This window comes from Chitinophaga sp. Hz27 (assembly GCF_042263525.1).
Taxonomy (GTDB): domain Bacteria; phylum Bacteroidota; class Bacteroidia; order Chitinophagales; family Chitinophagaceae; genus Chitinophaga.
In genome coordinates, this window is sequence record NZ_JBHKFJ010000006.1 from 241,506 (window position 1) to 258,906 (window position 17,401).

Annotated in this window: 17 protein-coding genes; 11 read left to right on the top strand and 6 right to left on the bottom strand. The window is 42.4% G+C overall.

From position 1 onward, the window contains the following. Nucleotides 1–103 precede the first annotated feature (103 nt). Nucleotides 104–790, top strand: a complete 687-nt coding sequence (locus tag ACE38W_RS15895) for a type 1 glutamine amidotransferase domain-containing protein (protein WP_375832233.1) — start codon at nucleotides 104–106, stop codon at nucleotides 788–790. Nucleotides 791–819: 29 nt separating this feature from the next. Here ACE38W_RS15895 and ACE38W_RS15900 read toward each other — a convergent pair whose 3' ends face one another. The 4 genes from ACE38W_RS15900 to ACE38W_RS15915 form a co-directional block, all read right to left on the bottom strand. Beyond that, nucleotides 820–1,890, bottom strand: coding sequence for an FAD-dependent monooxygenase (locus ACE38W_RS15900; RefSeq protein WP_375832234.1), 1,071 nt, complete (start codon nucleotides 1,888–1,890; stop codon nucleotides 820–822). A 10-nt stretch (nucleotides 1,891–1,900) separates the two neighbouring features. Next, a complete protein-coding gene (locus ACE38W_RS15905; protein ID WP_375832235.1) occupies nucleotides 1,901–3,805 on the bottom strand; it encodes a LodA/GoxA family CTQ-dependent oxidase in 1,905 nt (634 codons plus the stop codon). 24 nt (nucleotides 3,806–3,829) lie between these two features. Next, entirely contained in the window at nucleotides 3,830–4,855 is a 1,026-nt protein-coding gene (locus ACE38W_RS15910) for a hypothetical protein (protein WP_375832236.1), read from the bottom strand. Nucleotides 4,856–5,149: 294 nt separating this feature from the next. Continuing rightward, complete coding sequence (locus ACE38W_RS15915; protein WP_375832237.1) at nucleotides 5,150–6,058, bottom strand: LysR family transcriptional regulator; 909 nt, start codon at nucleotides 6,056–6,058, stop codon at nucleotides 5,150–5,152. Between the two features lie 115 nt (nucleotides 6,059–6,173). Here ACE38W_RS15915 and ACE38W_RS15920 point away from each other — a divergent pair, with 115 nt between their 5' ends. From ACE38W_RS15920 to ACE38W_RS15940, 5 genes are all read left to right on the top strand, one after another. Further along, a complete protein-coding gene (locus tag ACE38W_RS15920) occupies nucleotides 6,174–7,040 on the top strand; it encodes a creatininase family protein (RefSeq protein WP_375832238.1) in 867 nt (288 codons plus the stop codon). Nucleotides 7,041–7,173: 133 nt separating this feature from the next. Next, nucleotides 7,174–7,518: a YrdB family protein gene (locus tag ACE38W_RS15925; protein WP_375832239.1), complete on the top strand. Its 345-nt coding sequence runs from the start codon at nucleotides 7,174–7,176 to the stop codon at nucleotides 7,516–7,518. Nucleotides 7,519–7,635: 117 nt separating this feature from the next. Then, complete coding sequence (locus ACE38W_RS15930) at nucleotides 7,636–8,334, top strand: SHOCT domain-containing protein (RefSeq protein ID WP_375832240.1); 699 nt, start codon at nucleotides 7,636–7,638, stop codon at nucleotides 8,332–8,334. A gap of 270 nt (nucleotides 8,335–8,604) precedes the next feature. After that, entirely contained in the window at nucleotides 8,605–9,168 is a 564-nt protein-coding gene (locus tag ACE38W_RS15935; RefSeq protein ID WP_375832241.1) for a dihydrofolate reductase family protein, read from the top strand. Between the two features lie 142 nt (nucleotides 9,169–9,310). Then, complete coding sequence (locus tag ACE38W_RS15940; RefSeq protein WP_375832242.1) at nucleotides 9,311–10,006, top strand: DUF4386 domain-containing protein; 696 nt, start codon at nucleotides 9,311–9,313, stop codon at nucleotides 10,004–10,006. Nucleotides 10,007–10,145: 139 nt separating this feature from the next. On the opposite strand, the gene ACE38W_RS15945 is transcribed toward ACE38W_RS15940, so the two are convergent. Continuing rightward, nucleotides 10,146–11,054 (bottom strand): hypothetical protein, encoded by a 909-nt coding sequence (locus ACE38W_RS15945; protein ID WP_375832243.1) that lies wholly within the window; start codon nucleotides 11,052–11,054, stop codon nucleotides 10,146–10,148. Between the two features lie 130 nt (nucleotides 11,055–11,184). Here ACE38W_RS15945 and ACE38W_RS15950 point away from each other — a divergent pair, with 130 nt between their 5' ends. Next, nucleotides 11,185–11,319, top strand: a complete 135-nt coding sequence (locus ACE38W_RS15950) for a hypothetical protein (protein ID WP_375832244.1) — start codon at nucleotides 11,185–11,187, stop codon at nucleotides 11,317–11,319. Between the two features lie 20 nt (nucleotides 11,320–11,339). Then, nucleotides 11,340–11,720 (top strand): nuclear transport factor 2 family protein, encoded by a 381-nt coding sequence (locus ACE38W_RS15955; protein ID WP_375832245.1) that lies wholly within the window; start codon nucleotides 11,340–11,342, stop codon nucleotides 11,718–11,720. Between the two features lie 78 nt (nucleotides 11,721–11,798). On the opposite strand, the gene ACE38W_RS15960 is transcribed toward ACE38W_RS15955, so the two are convergent. Further along, the gene (locus tag ACE38W_RS15960) at nucleotides 11,799–12,533 is read right to left on the bottom strand and encodes a hypothetical protein (RefSeq protein ID WP_375832246.1); all 735 of its coding nucleotides are present in this window, start codon (nucleotides 12,531–12,533) and stop codon (nucleotides 11,799–11,801) included. 207 nt (nucleotides 12,534–12,740) lie between these two features. Here ACE38W_RS15960 and ACE38W_RS15965 point away from each other — a divergent pair, with 207 nt between their 5' ends. The 3 genes from ACE38W_RS15965 (at nucleotide 12,741) to ACE38W_RS15975 (ending at nucleotide 17,371) form a co-directional block, all read left to right on the top strand. Next, the gene (locus ACE38W_RS15965; RefSeq protein WP_375832247.1) at nucleotides 12,741–13,796 is read left to right on the top strand and encodes a helix-turn-helix domain-containing protein; all 1,056 of its coding nucleotides are present in this window, start codon (nucleotides 12,741–12,743) and stop codon (nucleotides 13,794–13,796) included. Between the two features lie 95 nt (nucleotides 13,797–13,891). After that, the gene (locus ACE38W_RS15970; protein WP_375832248.1) at nucleotides 13,892–16,282 is read left to right on the top strand and encodes an outer membrane beta-barrel protein; all 2,391 of its coding nucleotides are present in this window, start codon (nucleotides 13,892–13,894) and stop codon (nucleotides 16,280–16,282) included. A 216-nt stretch (nucleotides 16,283–16,498) separates the two neighbouring features. Further along, nucleotides 16,499–17,371, top strand: coding sequence for a helix-turn-helix domain-containing protein (locus ACE38W_RS15975; protein WP_375832249.1), 873 nt, complete (start codon nucleotides 16,499–16,501; stop codon nucleotides 17,369–17,371). The last annotated feature ends 30 nt before the right edge of the window (nucleotides 17,372–17,401 follow it).

Consider the following 17,401-nt stretch of genomic DNA (forward strand, 5'->3'; position numbering starts at 1 on the left):
CAGCGAAATTGATAGGATGGTAATTAATCTCATTTAATATAGTTGTGGTGAAGACAAACTAAATATCTTCCTGCCTGTTATTCTTCATATCTAATACCTGAATATGAAAAATATTTTGCTGATAGTCACCAATGTGGACATATATGCCAGTGGCAGATTTAAAACCGGTTTATGGTTGAGTGAGTTAACGCATATCTATCATAGTGCAAAAGAGAAGGGCTGGAATATTACCATCGCAAGTCCTAAAGGAGGACGGGTACCAATTGATCCGGAAAGTCTGAAACCGATGGTGTTGGACAAAATCACCAAAGGCTACAATAACGACCCGGATTTTATGAAGGAGCTGAATCATTCTAAAAATCTGGCAGCAGTGGAGCAAGCGAGTTTTGATTTGGTGTACCTGGCAGGTGGCCATGGCACCATGTATGATTTTCCGGATGATATCCATTTACAAAATATTATCCGCAGGCAATGGGAGCGAAGTAAAATGGTTGCTGCTATATGCCATGGCGTAGGCGGATTGCTGAATGTACATCTAGCAAATGGCTCGTACCTCATCAAAGGCAGGTCTATGACGGGATTTGACTGGTTTGAAGAAACGATTGCCAGAAGAAAAAAAGAGGTGCCTTTTAATCTGGAAGCGGCTATCAAAGCAAGAGGTGCTGACCTGAAAAAAGCATTCATTCCTATGACCTCTCATGTAGTAGTGGATGGAAACCTGATCACTGGCCAAAATCCTTTCAGCTCTAAGGAGCTGGCAAATGTATTGATGAAGATCCTGGAACATTAAGGGTGTCTGTATGTAAAAATTTTCCGTCATTAATTTCTTCTACTCCAGAATGGTGAATTACTCCATCTTTTTTCAAGATTATATTGTCCGATGAGCATTTTCATGTAGGTGGAAAAAGCGGTACTGATAGCCCAGTCATAGGCTGTCAGGGCGTCTGCATCGCCTTTGAGGTATTCAGCGATGGCGTGTCCTGCATAGTAGCCGCCGTCCAATGCGGAGGTGATGCCATAGGAAGATATGGGATCATAGGAAAAAGCAGCATCGCCTACTGCCAGCCATTGTTGTCCTGTGCGTTGGGAAAGGTATCCTGTTGCTGCACTGGCAACAGTTACATTCGTTGTAGTGGGGGTACTATCATGAATAACCGAGGCAATGAGCGTGGTAGTGGTAGCGGCGTCCAGAAGTGCTTTAGCGCTGCGTAGTTGTTCAGGAATTAAATCTGTATCTGTCATAAAACTGAGTACCAGTTGTTGTGCTGATAATGGTGCGGCATACCACCAGCCATCTGCAACGGCTTCCAGATAGGTGAATTGCTGAATATGCTGCGGTAGGGTAACGCACGCAGTAACGCCGGCCAGTTTGTCCATTACTTTCCGTTGTATACCCATTTGCCTTGCCACGCGGGATTTCCTGCCGGTGGCATCTACAATGAAGGAAGCGGTAATTGTCTGTATTTCTTTTTGTGCATCAGCGTAGGAGACCGACCAATTATCATTCATATACTTTATTGTCGTCATGCTGCATCCGTGAAGATATTGTCCGCCGCATTGTATAACGTGGTTGGCTAATTGAGTTTCGAAGATTTCTCTGCTCAGGTGCCAGCCTTGTGCAACGGTGTTGGCAAAAAATGATTTATCGGTGGGGGTTTGACTTCCCCATACAAATCGGTTACCGTGGCAGGTAAGGTGTGCGGGATGCTGTAGCAGTGTTTCCAGGCCAGATTTTTTGAACAGCGAATAGGCTTGGGGAGGAATTGTTTCTCCCGGTTTTCGTATAGGCGCTGCCGATGCTTCAAGGATGATGCATTCATAACCCTGGCGTAGCAGTTGTAAAGCGGTGGCGGCGCCTGCAGGGCCGCCACCGATAATAATAACAGGCATTTTCATCCGCTTACATTTCGTCTCTTCTGAATGGTTTACGCTGCAGTATTTTGAGGTTGCTGGTGTCGACACCAGTAGCATCCAGGAATACTGCTCTTGCTGCCTGTAACATAGGCACAGGCGCATGTTCGGCCACCAGTACCTGTTCGAAGGTGGGATCTTCTGAGGTAAATCCTGGACGTCCGGCTTCAACCCATAAGGTAGTAGGCAAGGCAGGATTTTGCATTTCCGGTGGTAACTTTACTTCTGTGATGATACCCAGGAAATGCCATCTTTCCACCATCTTCTTCAGCTTTGGCAGGTATTGTGTGCCGAGGTCGCGGAGCCAGTCCTGACGATAATCGAAATGCTTCAGTCGCTGATGTATATTGAGTTCTTTATCTGCTAATCTTTTAAAGGAAGATTCTGACAGCACCTGATTAGGTACTCTTGCTGCCCAGAAGGAAGGCAATGCCAGGTAGGTGGTGGTATCATATCCTGATAAGCAGCTGGCTTCATCTGTTTGCCAAGGAACGCCCAGCCAGCGTGTCAGCGAGCCGGGGCCGCTACCGTCTATAGGGCCTTTAGGACCTGTTGCTACTTCAGGTGTGAGGTATTCGCCGTAATCATCTTTGGGTTGTTCATTTTCAGGAAGGATCTTAATCCTGAAGGGTTCGCCCCAGAAAATGCGCTGACGGAAAGGCCAGGTGATTTCTATACCTGGATGGAAAGGGCCACCCAGACATTCTTCCAGCGGGGCTTCTATCAGTGCCTGTATTTGTTGTTCCAGGGTGAATTTGTCGAAGTCGGTGCCAGGCTTGGTACCCACCACAAAAGAGCCTTGTGCCCATTGCGCCATTCTTTCATATTGTGTTTTGGTTAATGGAAGATCTACATTGTATACATCTTCATATTCACCAAATGCATCGCCATAGAAAGGAGGTATTTTAACAGGTTCGTAGTTTTTGTTACTAGGATCTCTATACCATTGGAATACTTTTGTGCGCAGTTCCCGATACAAAGGATCAGGGCTCATCAGCTTCATCAGGTTTTCGTTGGAGAGGTAATCACTGGGTGAGTTTTGTCCGAACAACATGAAGAATCCGTGATTCACCCATTGCGTTTGTACTGTTCTGGAGATAATAGGATAGATATGTTTCCAGAATTCCAGTTGCTTCGGAATAGGAATTTCACCACTTTGGATGAATAAATCTTCTACCACATCATACATGGTAACCACTGCAAACAGGCCAGGGCCAAAGTTTGGAGGCGTTACGGCTACCATGGCCGGGTCAACAGGATAATCTGTACCATCGATGTTTACGGTGGCGTAGATGGTGCCATCGGCGGTGTCATCGTGCCAGCCTACATTATTGGCGAAGGTGGTAGGGTCCTGGTTGAACGCAGATGCGGAAGTTCCATCAGCTGGAATTACGAGCAGGCGGCCTTTTGCATCTGTTTGAATTTCTCCCAGTGGAACTTTTATGTTGTAGAACATGCCTTCATCGAAGAAGACACCTTTCTGATCAATTCCTTTGATCTTTTTTGGGGTAGGTAAGATGTTTAGCTTGCTTCTGTCTTTCTCATCAATATTGCGATGGTTGGGCGTTTTTGACTGATTGTCTGGCAAGTCCAGCGCATTTTCAAAGTTGTACCAGCTGGCTTTTCTGTTGGCGAGGTTTACGCGCCATTCGATAGTGGTATTACTATCGGCGGTAATTTCTCGTAAAGGTTTCCCACTAGCATCAAAAGCGTATACGCGGAACAGTGGTACCTGTTTTTTAATGCGTCCTTCGCGGTCTTTGTAACCATCGGATTGGGGTGGTTCGATGCCTGGCACATCGGAGGCAAAGAAGTATTCATCTGAATTACCCAGCCGGGCAATGCCAAGCGGAGGATAAATCGCTAGTTTAGCGAAATCAGCTTTTCCAGCCATAAGAATAATTTTTGGGTGAGGAGTTTATTTTCGTGTGGTATGTGGCTCTGTTAAAGGGATGCCGTTTCTGTCGCGGCGCAGGCGTGCGCCTTCTTCATACACTACTTTCCTGACATCGCTGATACTGCCTATAGGCTTATGTTCTGCGAGGGTATGCCAGGGGTTGTAGGAGAGGTTTTCGCCATAGGCTACTTGTCCTGGGGTATCGATATCTTGCTGATGTAATATCAATGTAGCAAAGAGCTGTGGTGCAGAGAGGTTTTCGGGCCAGCGCACCATTGCTTCATCCAGGGGCATTTTGGCATCATCTGTTCTAAATTGTAAGTAAAAGCCCAAATGTACTTCTCCTTGTATAAGACGTTGTTTGAGTTCATCGCGGAGATAACCGGGATTGTTAGCAGGGATAGGCGGGCCTGGCGGTACGTTGATTGGAACCAGTTTATATTTGACATAGTCATCATTACCAAAAGCATAAGGTAAGCAGCTGCCGTAAATGGCGGTGGTTACGCTTGGCTCCAGCTTTTGCATTTCATTCAGGATCTTTGCGGTGTCTTCATGATCTTTCAGGTAAGAGTCGTAGTCGCGTAATACTACACCAGCGTACGTGAACTCGCACATATCCTTGGCTGTATTTACAAAAAAAACATCATGGTTCTGTAGAATGAAATCTGCGGTTAAAGCATTGGACTCACTTTCCAGCAGTTTTTTTCCTTCCACACCAAATAGTTTAATACCAATACCAATAGTGGTTTTGAGATCACCTAATCCAGATTTGGTATCGCTGGAAAATCTCACCCATGCATCCAGCTGATCGTATTTAAATACGCCTATCCTACGATTAGTAGGTAGTTCCTTATTTACTACGAAGGTGGCTTTCACCATGCCATGTTGTTTGGAGAAGACGGGACGTCTTACAGGGCATTGACCATCCAGCGCACGAGGGAATTGTATCATGTCGATAAACATTTCCTTCAGACTGCTGGTTGGGTCTGTGTCACAATTCACTGCTTTAGCATTGCGTGAATTATGCATAGGGTTTAACTGGTGCATAATTGAAAGTAGGGTTTTGATTGTATGAAGATGATTTTTTGCTGATAAACAAACGACAACGGGGACGATTTGCTATATATGAGGTTGCAAATGTGTTAATGATTATTTCGATTAATCAATATTACACAAAATTAAATTTCCTTCAAAAAAAAGTTATTAATCCTAACGATATTTGTTTGGAAGTTTGTTATATATACTCCGTATATACAATCCTGTTAGTTGGGGTGTTGCAGTAAGCTGCAACGATATGTTTGTTGTTGGCATAGTTCAGGGTCAGGGGTAAATGTTGTTGTATTATTTTTTGTTTTGCAATGTCTGTAATGCAAAGGATATAAAGTCTTGCTGCAGGCTGTTTTGCTGCTTCCTGGTTACCAGGCACCATTCTCTTTTAGCGCATTCATGCTGCAAAGGAAGCATTTTTAACTCCTGTGTTATCAATGGAGCAATCAGCCATTTTGCCAATACTGCCATTCCCAGATTCAATTTAACCATTTCCAGGATAACTTCCGTCAATGGCATTTTAATTACTTTCGCTGGTTCGGCATCATGTGGCTTTAAAACGTTTTCTATCAGGTCATTGTATTTATCTTCTACATCATAGGTAATTAACGACTGTTCCCGAAAATATTTTGGGTATATTGTCCGTTGTTTCGATAATGGATTTTCTTTGCTGACCACCACCACCAGTTCATCCTGGAATACAGGCGTATAAATGAACGCAGGGTGATCTTCCAACGGTTGTTTGGCGGGTCTGCTCACCAGGGCTACGTCCAGTGCGCCACTTTGCAGGTAATGCAAAGGACTGCGGGTAGCGCCATCCATGATTTTTACGTTTACAAGGGGATAGGCTTTGTTAAAGTTCTGGATTAGTCGGGGTAGCCAGTTATAGGTGGTATAACATTCTGTGCTGATGTTGATGGTGCCGGTTTCACCATTTTTTAAAGATTGGATTTCATGCCCCAGTTTTTGTAGCTCTGATAAGACAACAGCGGCGCTGTCTATCATCTTGCGGCCTATAGGGGTGAGATATAGTTTTTTATTCCTTCTTTCAAAAACCTTGGCGCCTATTTTCTTTTCCAGTTCCTGTACATGGTGACTGAGGGCCGATTGAGAAATATATAGTTTTTCGGCGGCACGGGTCATGGAACCTTCTTTTTCAATGGCACTGACCACGGTGAGGTGATGCAGGTTGATATTTAACATGAGTAAATTAGATTGATAGTTCAAAATTAATTCATTGTTTTCATAGATCAAGGAGTTATAATTTCACAGCCCGGAAGGATCATCCTACATGCCATTATTAATCAATAATAAGTATATGAAACGCTATCTGATAGCCCTTGGAGCATTATTATTTGCCAACTACGCCATTGCCCAGGATGTACCTGCCCGCTGGGATGAATTAGTAGCGAGTGATTTCCCGGCAGCCTTGCAGAAATCTTCCAGGACCTGCATCCTGCCTATCGGCATTCTTGAAAAGCATGGCGCGCATTCGCCTATAGGCACTGATTTGATTCATGTGCGTGAGTGGGCAGCGGCGGCCGTGAAGTCGGAATATGCTGTCGTCTTTCCTGATTATTTTTTTGGTCAGATAAACGAAGCACGGCACCAGCCAGGAACAATTTCTCTTCCTAATAAACTGATACTTGAACTGCTGGAAGCTACCTGTGATGAAATTGCCCGCAATGGTTTCGACAAGATCATCATCCTGAATGGCCATGGCGGTAATCCGGAATTCCTGGAATTTTTCATGCAAGGTCTGCTGAATAAGCGTCATAACTACGCCGTATATCTGTTCCGCCCGGGTAACGATGCCGAATACACGAAAAACTACGAAAAGAAACATACCACTGATTTACGTACCGACCTGCATGGGGGAGAAAGCGAAACGTCTATTATTATGCATTACCGCCCGGATTTGGTTAAGCTGCAACGCGCCACCAGCGAGAATGGAGATAACCAGCAGCGATCCAGCTTGCCAGATTTGTATACGCCTATCTGGTGGTATTCTTCCTATCCTAACCATTATGCAGGTGATGCATCTAAGTCCAGTGCGGCGTTTGGGAAGTTCATTAGTGACCATGAAGTAGCGGAGTTTATCAAAGCACTCAAGGAAGTAAAGGCCGATAACAAAACCATTCCACTACAGAATGAATATTTTGACAGGGTGGATAAATTGAAATGATTTTTAGTAGGTAGATAAATTTATTGTGGGCCGGCCATTTTTTGACTGGCCCAAATGCTTTATTATTACAGGCATCTAAACCTGTACTATTTTTACTGGTCTAAGGAATTTATCCATCAAACCTATTTATCAAATGTTTATTATTAAGTGGTCCAATCGTTTACTGGCATTTTCGCTGGAGATCATTATGCTGATCGTTGTGGTGTATGTTCCAATAAAGATCATTGTTACGCCCTGGCTGAAATATGTAGTGGCTGCGGCTTTGCTACTGCTCATTATAGGGCTGTGGGCTACCTGGGCAGCGCCAACGGCTACACGAAGATTAAAATTGCCCTACATCATCATCTTTAAACTACTTATCTATCTTATTCCCACATTCCTGTTATATAAAGCAGGTATGCAAAATTACGCGGGCATCCTGTATGCGCTGGTCGTAATCTGTGAATTAGGGGCGCTGTTGTTTCATGAGTATAATTGATGTTATCAACCATTCATCATTAGGTATTAATCTTATCAAGACGGTGCGGAAAAGTATATAATCAAAATAGGATATATATTTGTATGTTATTCCAATTGAGATCTAATCCTTATCCTGATGAATGCTAAACAACTGAAGCCAACATTTTTCATTTCTGTACTCCTGTTAATTTCTTTCTTTCTACCCTGGGTATCGCTGGGAATAGGTGATTCTAATGGTTGGGTATTGCCTACCAGGGCTGCAGATGCGGCTAATTACCTGGACTTGATCGCTCGTCATGATAACATTGGCTGGCTGTTTAAGCTGGCATACCTGATTTATTTGGTACCAGCTTTTGCCGGGTATAATATTTACAGAAGATTGAACAGACGTCGTCCTGCTGTTAACGAATATTTTATCGGATTGTTGGCGGCCATCCTGCTGTTTTTCCTGATGCGTATGGTGGACAGGAGCATTAACAATGCGCTGGTACAATATGCCAATACGGAGTTTGATCTTGGCATGTATAAAATGTTGTCTATCGGCTACTATTTATTTTTAGGCTGCTGCCTGGTAGGGTTATATTTCACTGTGATCCGTGAGTGTGATGACTATATGAGTTTCGAAGAGGAAATGCATTTGGAGGCGGAAGAATATGCTGGTTTGCCGGTTTATGAAACGCCGGAAATGCCGCAGGCTGCACCTAAAGCGACCGCTAACTCTGTGGCGGACCGTGCACAGGTCTACGAGCGTCTGGAACAACTGCATAGCCTATACGAAAAAGGGATTATCAACGAAGAAGAGTTTAATAAAGAAAAGAAACAGCTGTTGCAATAACAGTACTTTAAAAGTATCGGCCGTCTTTACATAGTAGAGACGGCCGTTTTTGTTACATGTCCTGTAAGACGCACCAACAATTATCAAAATTTCTTTTTCCAGGTCTGATTTTCTGATCCAGAAATACAAGCGTCCGAGATCAGCCCACATCATCAAATAGCGACATTTTTGGGGTATTCAGATTTATCCGCAATTGCCCCTGTCTTTGTCGTGGTTGCCCCTTCGTGCCTACATAACGATAGTTTAAATTTGGATAACAAAAATTAATTTATGCGCAAGCTTATTATGAAGATGTCGATGTCTGTCGATGGTTTTGTTGGCGGCCCTAACGGCGAGAAGGACTGGGTATTCAGGAGTTCAGATGAGGCTTCGAGAGATTGGAGTGCCGCTCAGGTGGCGGAGGCGGGCCTGATCATTATGGGAAGGAAGTCCTTCGAGACATTGTCGCTTTACTGGCCAACGGCCGCCGGGCCATTCGCCGGGCCGATGAATGACACGCCAAAGGCTGTATTCACACAGAAAGGCTTTAAGACATCACCGAGCGTAGTGGACTCCTGGACAACGGCACGTGTATTCGATGGAGATATGGTAGCAGCGGTGAAGAAACTGAAAGAAGAGCCAGGGAAACCTATTTTAGCGATAGGCGGGGCAGGATTCATGCGTAGCTTGATTAACACCGGCCTGATAGATGAATATCAGATGATCATTCATCCAGTAATGTTAGGCACGGGAGAGCCGATATTCAGTGATATCGCGAAACCTGTAGATCTGAAACTTGTATCCGTGAAGGAATTCTCTGGTGGTATCGTTGTACATATTTATCATCCGGCTTAAATCCCTTGCGTCATTACAGAGGGGAGCATCATTTTCGACGTTATTGTAATGGATATTGAATAGTAGTACGCATGTAAGGGAAGGTGTTTTCTCCTGCATTACTTTGTATCACAAAATCCCTATAAAGAGCAAGTCGACCAAAATGATGACCAACAAAAAATTAGCAAGGATAGCAGGATTGCTGTACCTAATTGTTATCGGTACCGGCCTTTTCGCCGAAGTATTCGTTCGTCAGGCTTTAAGAGTAGCTGGAGATCCTATTGCAACCGCACATAAGATTCAGGCATCTGAAATGTTGTATCGAATAGGCTTTGTGGCTGATCTCAGCAATTTCGTTATCGGACTTCCATGCATTCTTATTTTCTATTTGCTGTTTAGGCAGGTTAATAAATATCTTGCCTTGCTGGCGCTCTTCTTTGTTATTATTCAAACAGCAATTATAGCAGTAAACTTGCAGCACCAGGCATCCCCACTGCTTTTATCAGGCGGCGAATACCTGAAATCTTTTCATACCGACCAGCTGGCACTATTGTCCGAGTATGCGCTGAATATCCAGGCGCAAGGATATGCAATAGGATTGGTGTTTTTTGGGTTTTATTGTTTAATTATTGGATATCTGATTATTAAATCTGCATTAGTACCACGTGTATTGGGTATACTCTATACCCTCGCTGGTCTATGCTATATAATAAATAGCTATGCTTTGTTTCTTTCTCCGGATATGGAAAGTAGACTTTTCCCGTACTTGATGATACCTTGTTTTATTGGCGAATTTTCGGTGAGTGTCTGGTTGCTAGTGATGGGGGTGAAAGAGGGGGAGAGAAAGGCGGTGGAATAGAAAATATTTTATGGGTCATAACGATGTGGGATATACGTTTTTTTTCTATCAATATCTCTAAAAATTCTTTATCAATTTTAATAAGTGCTACTCCGGGTAGCACTTATTAAAATTGATAAAGGGCCAATAGGATCATTATCTAGTAAATGTACCAACCTGATCCATCTCCTATGAGGCGTACCACCTCGCCACTTGCTGTGAGTACTTTTGTTGGTTGGCCATCTATTGTGCCAGTTCCAGAACAAGTAACAGTGACAGAATTGGCAGCCATCACTTTCTTGATAACTAAAATTCGGCCGCCCTTAGAATCAGGGAGCGTAATGGTTACGTTGTTAAACTGTGAATAGACAGCAACGAAATAGTCTTTTGCGGTTAACTTATAGGACGAACCGACTGAAATGAAATTCATATATACTCCGGCATCCAGAATGATGCCTGGCCTGAGATCATTGTCACCAGTTACTGAGAATGAACTGTTGTCAGTTATTACGAGGAAACGGGACGGTTCAACCTGTACATTTGTGCGTACAGTACCATTTGAAAAAGCACGCCAATTACTTTGTCCAGATTGGAGCACAATAGATGTTGGAGAATTATTACTAATAATCGGATTATTTCCAGATAATGCCAGAATGTTCGCCTGTGCACTAAAATTTGTGAGCGAGTCAAAACCTAATCCATAGGATCTTTGATTACCGGTTAATTTTCTGTTTCCGGTTAAAATTCCATCTGATGTGTATATATTTCGTCCACCGCCAGCGCCAGCTCCAATACCTGGTAATGTGCTCAGATCTAGTGTGTCTTGACCTGCAATTGCGATCTCTGAAGTGCCAACCGTACTCAATTTTAGCTTTTTAAATTCGGTACGACCAGCGCCTTTATTGAAAAGGAAACCACTTACTTGTTGCGTTCTGTTTTCAATTATTAATTCAGCGGTATCGCATACATTATAGATGCGTACACTGTCGGCACGGATCTGATAAATTTTTTGACCATAGGTATGGATTGCTAATAAAAAGGTAATTGTAAAATATAATAGTGTTTTCATGGGTAGAGGATATAGGTTATTTTTTATCATTTTTTAGAATAGAAAGGTATTTACTATTCCGCTACCTCAAAATAATTTCATTCTACTTGAAAAGAATAAGTAAGGATATATTCCTCAAATACCAATCGCTATGGGCATTCCGCTAAACATGATCCTCGGATATATCTCACAAAAACTGACAAAAAAAGTATTAAATCTGCCATTGTTTGAAATAGACAATCGATTATTTGAAATAGATAATTTCACCATCGACAAAAACGGATAATTTCGTTTAAAAAAAGAATAATGGAAACATTGACAAACAAAATCGATACTGAAAAGGAAAAACAATTAATCCTTCACACACTTAATAATTACCTACAAGGACGTCCGGTGCTGGATATGGAAAGACTCCGCGCCGCCTTTCACCCCGACGCATATATCAGAACTTTTATAGATGGAAATCTGGTGCAATGGGCCCTGCCAAAGTATTTGGAACTGGTGGCCCAAACCATCGTTCAGGAATGCCAGCCCGAACTGCTTTCCTACAGCTGGGATGGCGACACCGGCTCAGCACACGTGCAACTGACCTTTGCCACCTTTCGATTCATTGATCGCTTTAACTTGATAAAGTTTGAAGGAGCGTGGCGAATCATTGACAAAGTTTCTTATAGACAAGAATTATAGTTGTGGTACTCACCCCACAACCATTTATTTAATCTGTTTCAGGTAAAACATAAATCTCCCTGCAATGTGGTTTATGTTTTACTTTTCCTTCCCTTCTACACGATACCATGGAATATTTAGGCCTCCCTGCCTGAAATAAATGCTCAAATAATCGTTTTCGTGTATCTCATCGTAAAAGTAAGGAGTTACCGTTATCTCGCTTTTATACTTTTGGGGCCCCCATGGGGCCAGCGTGATGCTACAATAGTTATTTCTTCTGCTGTGAACAATCCTTTTACGCAACACTATAGCGCTATAATGAACGGGAGCAGTTTTATCGATTAGGAAATTAAGGTATTCAGTGCTTAAAAAACTATATCCGAACAGTACTACAATGAAAAATGCGATGCTCCTTCGCTTAAATAAAATGGTACCTCCAAACGGCCTTGTCATTAAAAGAAGCAGTGTTGCTAATACAGCTGCTATGATACAAGTAGGCAACCAGATATTGTGATAATCCAGGATGGTCATTGTTTTCATGTCAAATGCAAACAAAGCAATGACGGCAATGATAACCGGTGACAATAAAGATGGGTAAGGAGAGAAAAGGTTAATTTCTACTTGAAGCACTTTCCTGAATGGATAGGACACAACTATGCATATCCAGGGTATTAATAGCAGTGTTGTTACGGGGAAGTTTCCCAATCGCCTTACAAAGGACATGAACATCAATATCAGAGAGATAACGATGGCGGACACCATAAGCGTTATTGCTTTCGATAGTTTATTTGCAGGAGCTGTACCAACGGAAATTTCTGAAGGATGATTTTCCATAGCAAGGGATAAAATTCAATGATCTAAGATGGAGTAACCATTGTAAGGAGAAGAAATGCATAACAATCTAATAATTTTTACTGCGATGGGAGTAACATTCGGTTTCTGGGTAACATAACAGATACAGGTCAGACGCGGTGCTTTAGGAAGCCATGACTATGTACAAAAAATCCCTTATATTTCTGCTGTAATTCTGTATTGTTCCTCATGAATCTCGGCCAGCAAATATTATTTCTTGTTAGTTCCCTGGGGGCTTTCAATGGAATGGTGATCAGCTTTTATCTTTTCTTTAGTAAAAGAAAAAAGGCGCTATCGACCTTATTCCTCTCCGTACTCTTGCTGATGCTTAGTCTGCGGATTATCAAGGCAGTATTTTTATATTTCAATCACTCACTGCCAAAGATATACGCACAAATAGGATTATCCGCCTGCTTTTTAATCGGGCCAGCGCTATATTATTTTATTAAGGCTGCCACACAAAATGTAACGGTGCTACCCATCTCCTGGAAATGGGTCTGGGGCGGATTGCTGTCTGTCTTACTCCTCAGCGGCATCCTGCTGCCTTATCAAACTTATCCTGATTTGTGGCAAGGGCCAATGGTTTTCATTATTTACACGCAGTGGGTAATGTACCTGGTGACTACAGGTTTTGTACTGAAGCATCTACTAAAAGCGCTCTTCGTCAATCATGCCATACTAACTAAAACAGAGAAATTCTGGTTGCTCCTGTACGGTGGTAACTGCGTAGTATGTGCTATATTCCTACTCTCCTGGGCCGGCATTGCCTGTCATCTATATATTAGTGGACCAGTATCGTTGTCTTTTTTATTCTACCTGATTATTTTTTATCATTTCCGGGGGAAAAAATCTGATCCAACACAATTGTTTGTCAAGACAGAAAAGAGGAAGATCGCTGATACTGCCGCTGCTGGCTGGATAGAGAACCTGGAAAAAGTTTTACATGATAAGAAGTTGTACCAGGACCCTAATATTAAATTAACCGATGTGGCCAGAGAGATAAAGATAACGCCACACCAGCTTTCACAGTTATTGAATGATAACCTGGGAAAAAACTTTTCTACCTATATTAATGAATACCGGATCAAAGAAGCTTGCATATTAATTACCACCAATACTCATCTTACATTCGAAGCTATTGGCTATGAGGTAGGCTATAATTCGAAGTCAACGTTCTACGCTGCCTTCCGAAAAGTACAAGATACCACACCTGCTCTCTACAAGAAAGCCTTTGATAATCAATAGTCAGGAGTGCTGTTTTATAAATCCGAACGCCTGATTTCAGAATGTCAGACCGCTCCTGCACATGCCAGTATTAGGTTTGCAGGAAACCGTTTCTGATGACAAAATTTAGCCTGGCGTTCTGTTTACTGTTGTGCTTATCATCGCTTGTATCTGCACAAAAAAGAATCAAAGGAAGAATATCTGATAGCCGGACAGGCCAACCACTCGGCTTTGTGACAGTTAGTTTATTGTCGCCCGACTCCACCTTCATCAAAGGAAGCATGACAGATTCCGTTGGCATCTTCCAGTTAACAAATCTGCGAAATGGCAGATATTTGCTCCTGTTAACTTTTTTTGGATATGGTAAAGTATATCAGCAGCTGATCCTGGATGATGCTGATGGGAGTAACCCCGACCTTGGCAATATTGGGCTCAGCACTACTTCCAGCCAACTAAACGAGATTGTTGTTACCGGAGAAAAGCCAGTGCTGCAGCGAAGGGAAGATAAACTCATTTTGCAGGTTGCCGGTAATCCTTTGTTTGCCGCTGCGGCCAATACTTTCGATATCCTGAAGCATATTCCTGGTCTGCAGAGGAATGCGGACGGCGGCCTCCGAATGATGGGAGGAAGCGCACCCAGTATATTCATTGACGGTAGACAGGTGCCAATGAGCCCGGAAGAATTACAAAACTATCTGGCTGGCCTTTCGCCAGAAATGATAGCATCCATTGAAGTGATCAATAATCCTTCCTCCAAATATGATGGTGAACATAAACATATTATTGATATACGCCTCAAACGAGATCTTAGCTTAGGCTGGAAAGGAAACATCAGCAGTAATCTCCAACAAAATGCGTACACACTAGCTGATAATAACTTGCTGTTGACCTATAAAACAAAGAAACTTTCCTATACTGGCAGGTTGGGATATACAGCAGGAACAAGTATTTACAGGTATTCAGCGCTGCAACATCTGGCGAACACGAATATCATGGCTACGACAAATAGTGTTCCTACCCACAATAATAATTTCAATTTTCAGCTGGGCGCCGATTATGATATTTCAAAGACGCAGCGTATAGGCATCATGGGGCGCGTGTATCAATCGAGTCGTGGCCTCAATGCCTTTAATACACTTCATACTACCGATGTTACCACACAGCAGCTGTTATCGGACATCTATACAGCTAACAACGCCACCCCACGCCAACGCAGCTACGCAGTTCATCTAAACTACAGTGGAAGGCTGCGTAAAAGCCAGCTGGACGTACTTTCCTCACTGTTAAAAATCAGTAATCGGCAAAAGGAAGATATACAGACAAAAAATACGGATGGGCATCATCTGCTTGATTATTGGAAAACGGATCTGAAAAACGATATCCTGATTCGTTCTTTGCAGGCGGACCTTTCCGGCAATCTGGGGAAAGGTAAGTGGAGTACCGGCGTCAGGCTTGCCTTTTCTACTACCAACAATCAATTACGGTATGATACCCTTAACCTATCGCAGGTGTTTGTTGCGGACAGCAGTCGCTCCAACAGTTTTCAATACGATGAATATGTAACTGCAGCTTACGTTGCATACGAAAATACCGTGAATTCATGGCGATACAGTGTTAGTCTGCGCGCGGAGCATACCCATAGTACCGGCAATGCTATGACCCAGCATCAGTTGACCAGCAGGGATTATCTGACCTGGCTGCCTTCCTTTAGTTTTACTTTGCCGTTGGAGCATGCGCAGCAACTGCATATTTCGTATAGCCGTAGAATTACCCGGCCGAATTTTTCCCAGCTTAATCCTTTCCGGTTTTATAATAGTCCGTTGAATTATTTTGTGGGCAATCCAAATTTGCAGCCGTCAAAAACGGATATGTTAAGCATTGCTTATAGCAGGCATACACTAAATATCACCTTATCTGCAGGAAGGGAAGCAGACCCTATGGGGCGTTATCCGGAATATGACTCCATTACCAATGTACTCGAATATCTTGGTCGTAACCTCCCTTATAATGATTTCGGTGGGGTAGAGGTTAGCTTTCCGCTGACAATTAACCGCTGGTGGAAGATGAATAATAACATCAGTGGCAACTATAAAAAGGAAGTAACGCCCTATCATGATAAAGTGTATGCTATCCCCGTATTTGATTATACGTTTTCTGGCAGTCAGGTATTCAGTTTACCGAAAGGGATTAATTTCGATATTTCCTATCTGTATCGGTCTGCAACAGGGAATAGCCTATATACTTTCAAGGCTATGGGTAGCCTGGACCTGGGCATCCAAAAAACCTGGCTGAATGGAAAATTGAATTCCAGGTTTAATTATTATGATGTATTGGATACTTATCGTTATCGGCTGACCTTCCGGGAGAAAGCCATTATCAACAATCAGCTGCAGCATTGGTACGGTAATCATAAGCTGGCACTGACACTGAATTATAGTTTCGGGAAGTCGACGCATAGTAGTAAAAGTGACAGTAAAAATGAAGAAGAGAAGCGGGCGGGAATGTAATTTTAGTATTAAAATCTTGTAAAGATTTGATTTTAAATGCCCTATAACTGTTGTTCATTTTTCAATAGAAGAGAAAGGGGTTCTACTTACCATTTATTTTCTTCATTATATAGAAAAATGAGCGTAAACCAAAAAAGAGTGCGAATTTTGTAAGAACTACTATCGGCACCAGATTACATTGTATTGCGATACGGTATAAATTTATGAGCAGATATTATGCAAGCACATAAAGATAAATATGAAGGTTTACCGCAGGATGAGCTGGGAATAACGATTCGCTCTAATGATAATCCATTTCCTACAGCCAATGTCGAGGAAAAAAGACTGCAACCACGGAGACTATCTTCCTATTTCATTGTATTGATTGAAAGTGGATCTATTACCTACAATTTAGACTTACATGATATTACGCTTACAGATGGGCAGTTGCTGTTTGCTATGCCCAATCAAATATTTATTCCGCCCGCTAAAACAGAGGACCTTAAATATTTTAAGGTCCTGTTTGATGAGAATACATTGGCATTATTGCCGCAGCAGTTTTCCTTTTTGGTTAACCCCTTAAACGTGCCTGTCATTGCGCTGGACAGCGCCGCCAAAGAAAGAGTTGTAAAAGTTTTTGGGATATTAAACCAGTTAATTTATGTAGATAAAGGCGAGACTGACACAGAAATAATATTAGCTTATCTGAACTCACTGCTATCAGAATTAAATAGCGCTTATTTCAAAAATAAAGAAGCTGTCAATATTTTAAATACAAACCTTTCCAAGTTTGTCGAGTTTAAATTAGTGGTAGAAACGCATTTGACGGAGCAACCATCTATTAATACCATTGCGGAGAAATTGTCTTTATCTACCAATAGTTTATATCGTATAGTAAAGGAATATGCCGGAACATCGCCCAAAGATTATTTTATTAATCGTTTGATGGAAGAAGCGCAGCGCAGATTGCGTTACTCCAGTATATCTGTGAAAGAACTGGCCTATGAATTAGGCTTTAGCGACCCTGATTATTTTTCCAGGCTCTTCAAAAAGAGCACAGGGAAGAGCGCCAGTGAATGTCAACCCAAGCAGGATTTGTCGGGTAAATAAACAGAATTGTCCATTTCCGCTAGTTTTACG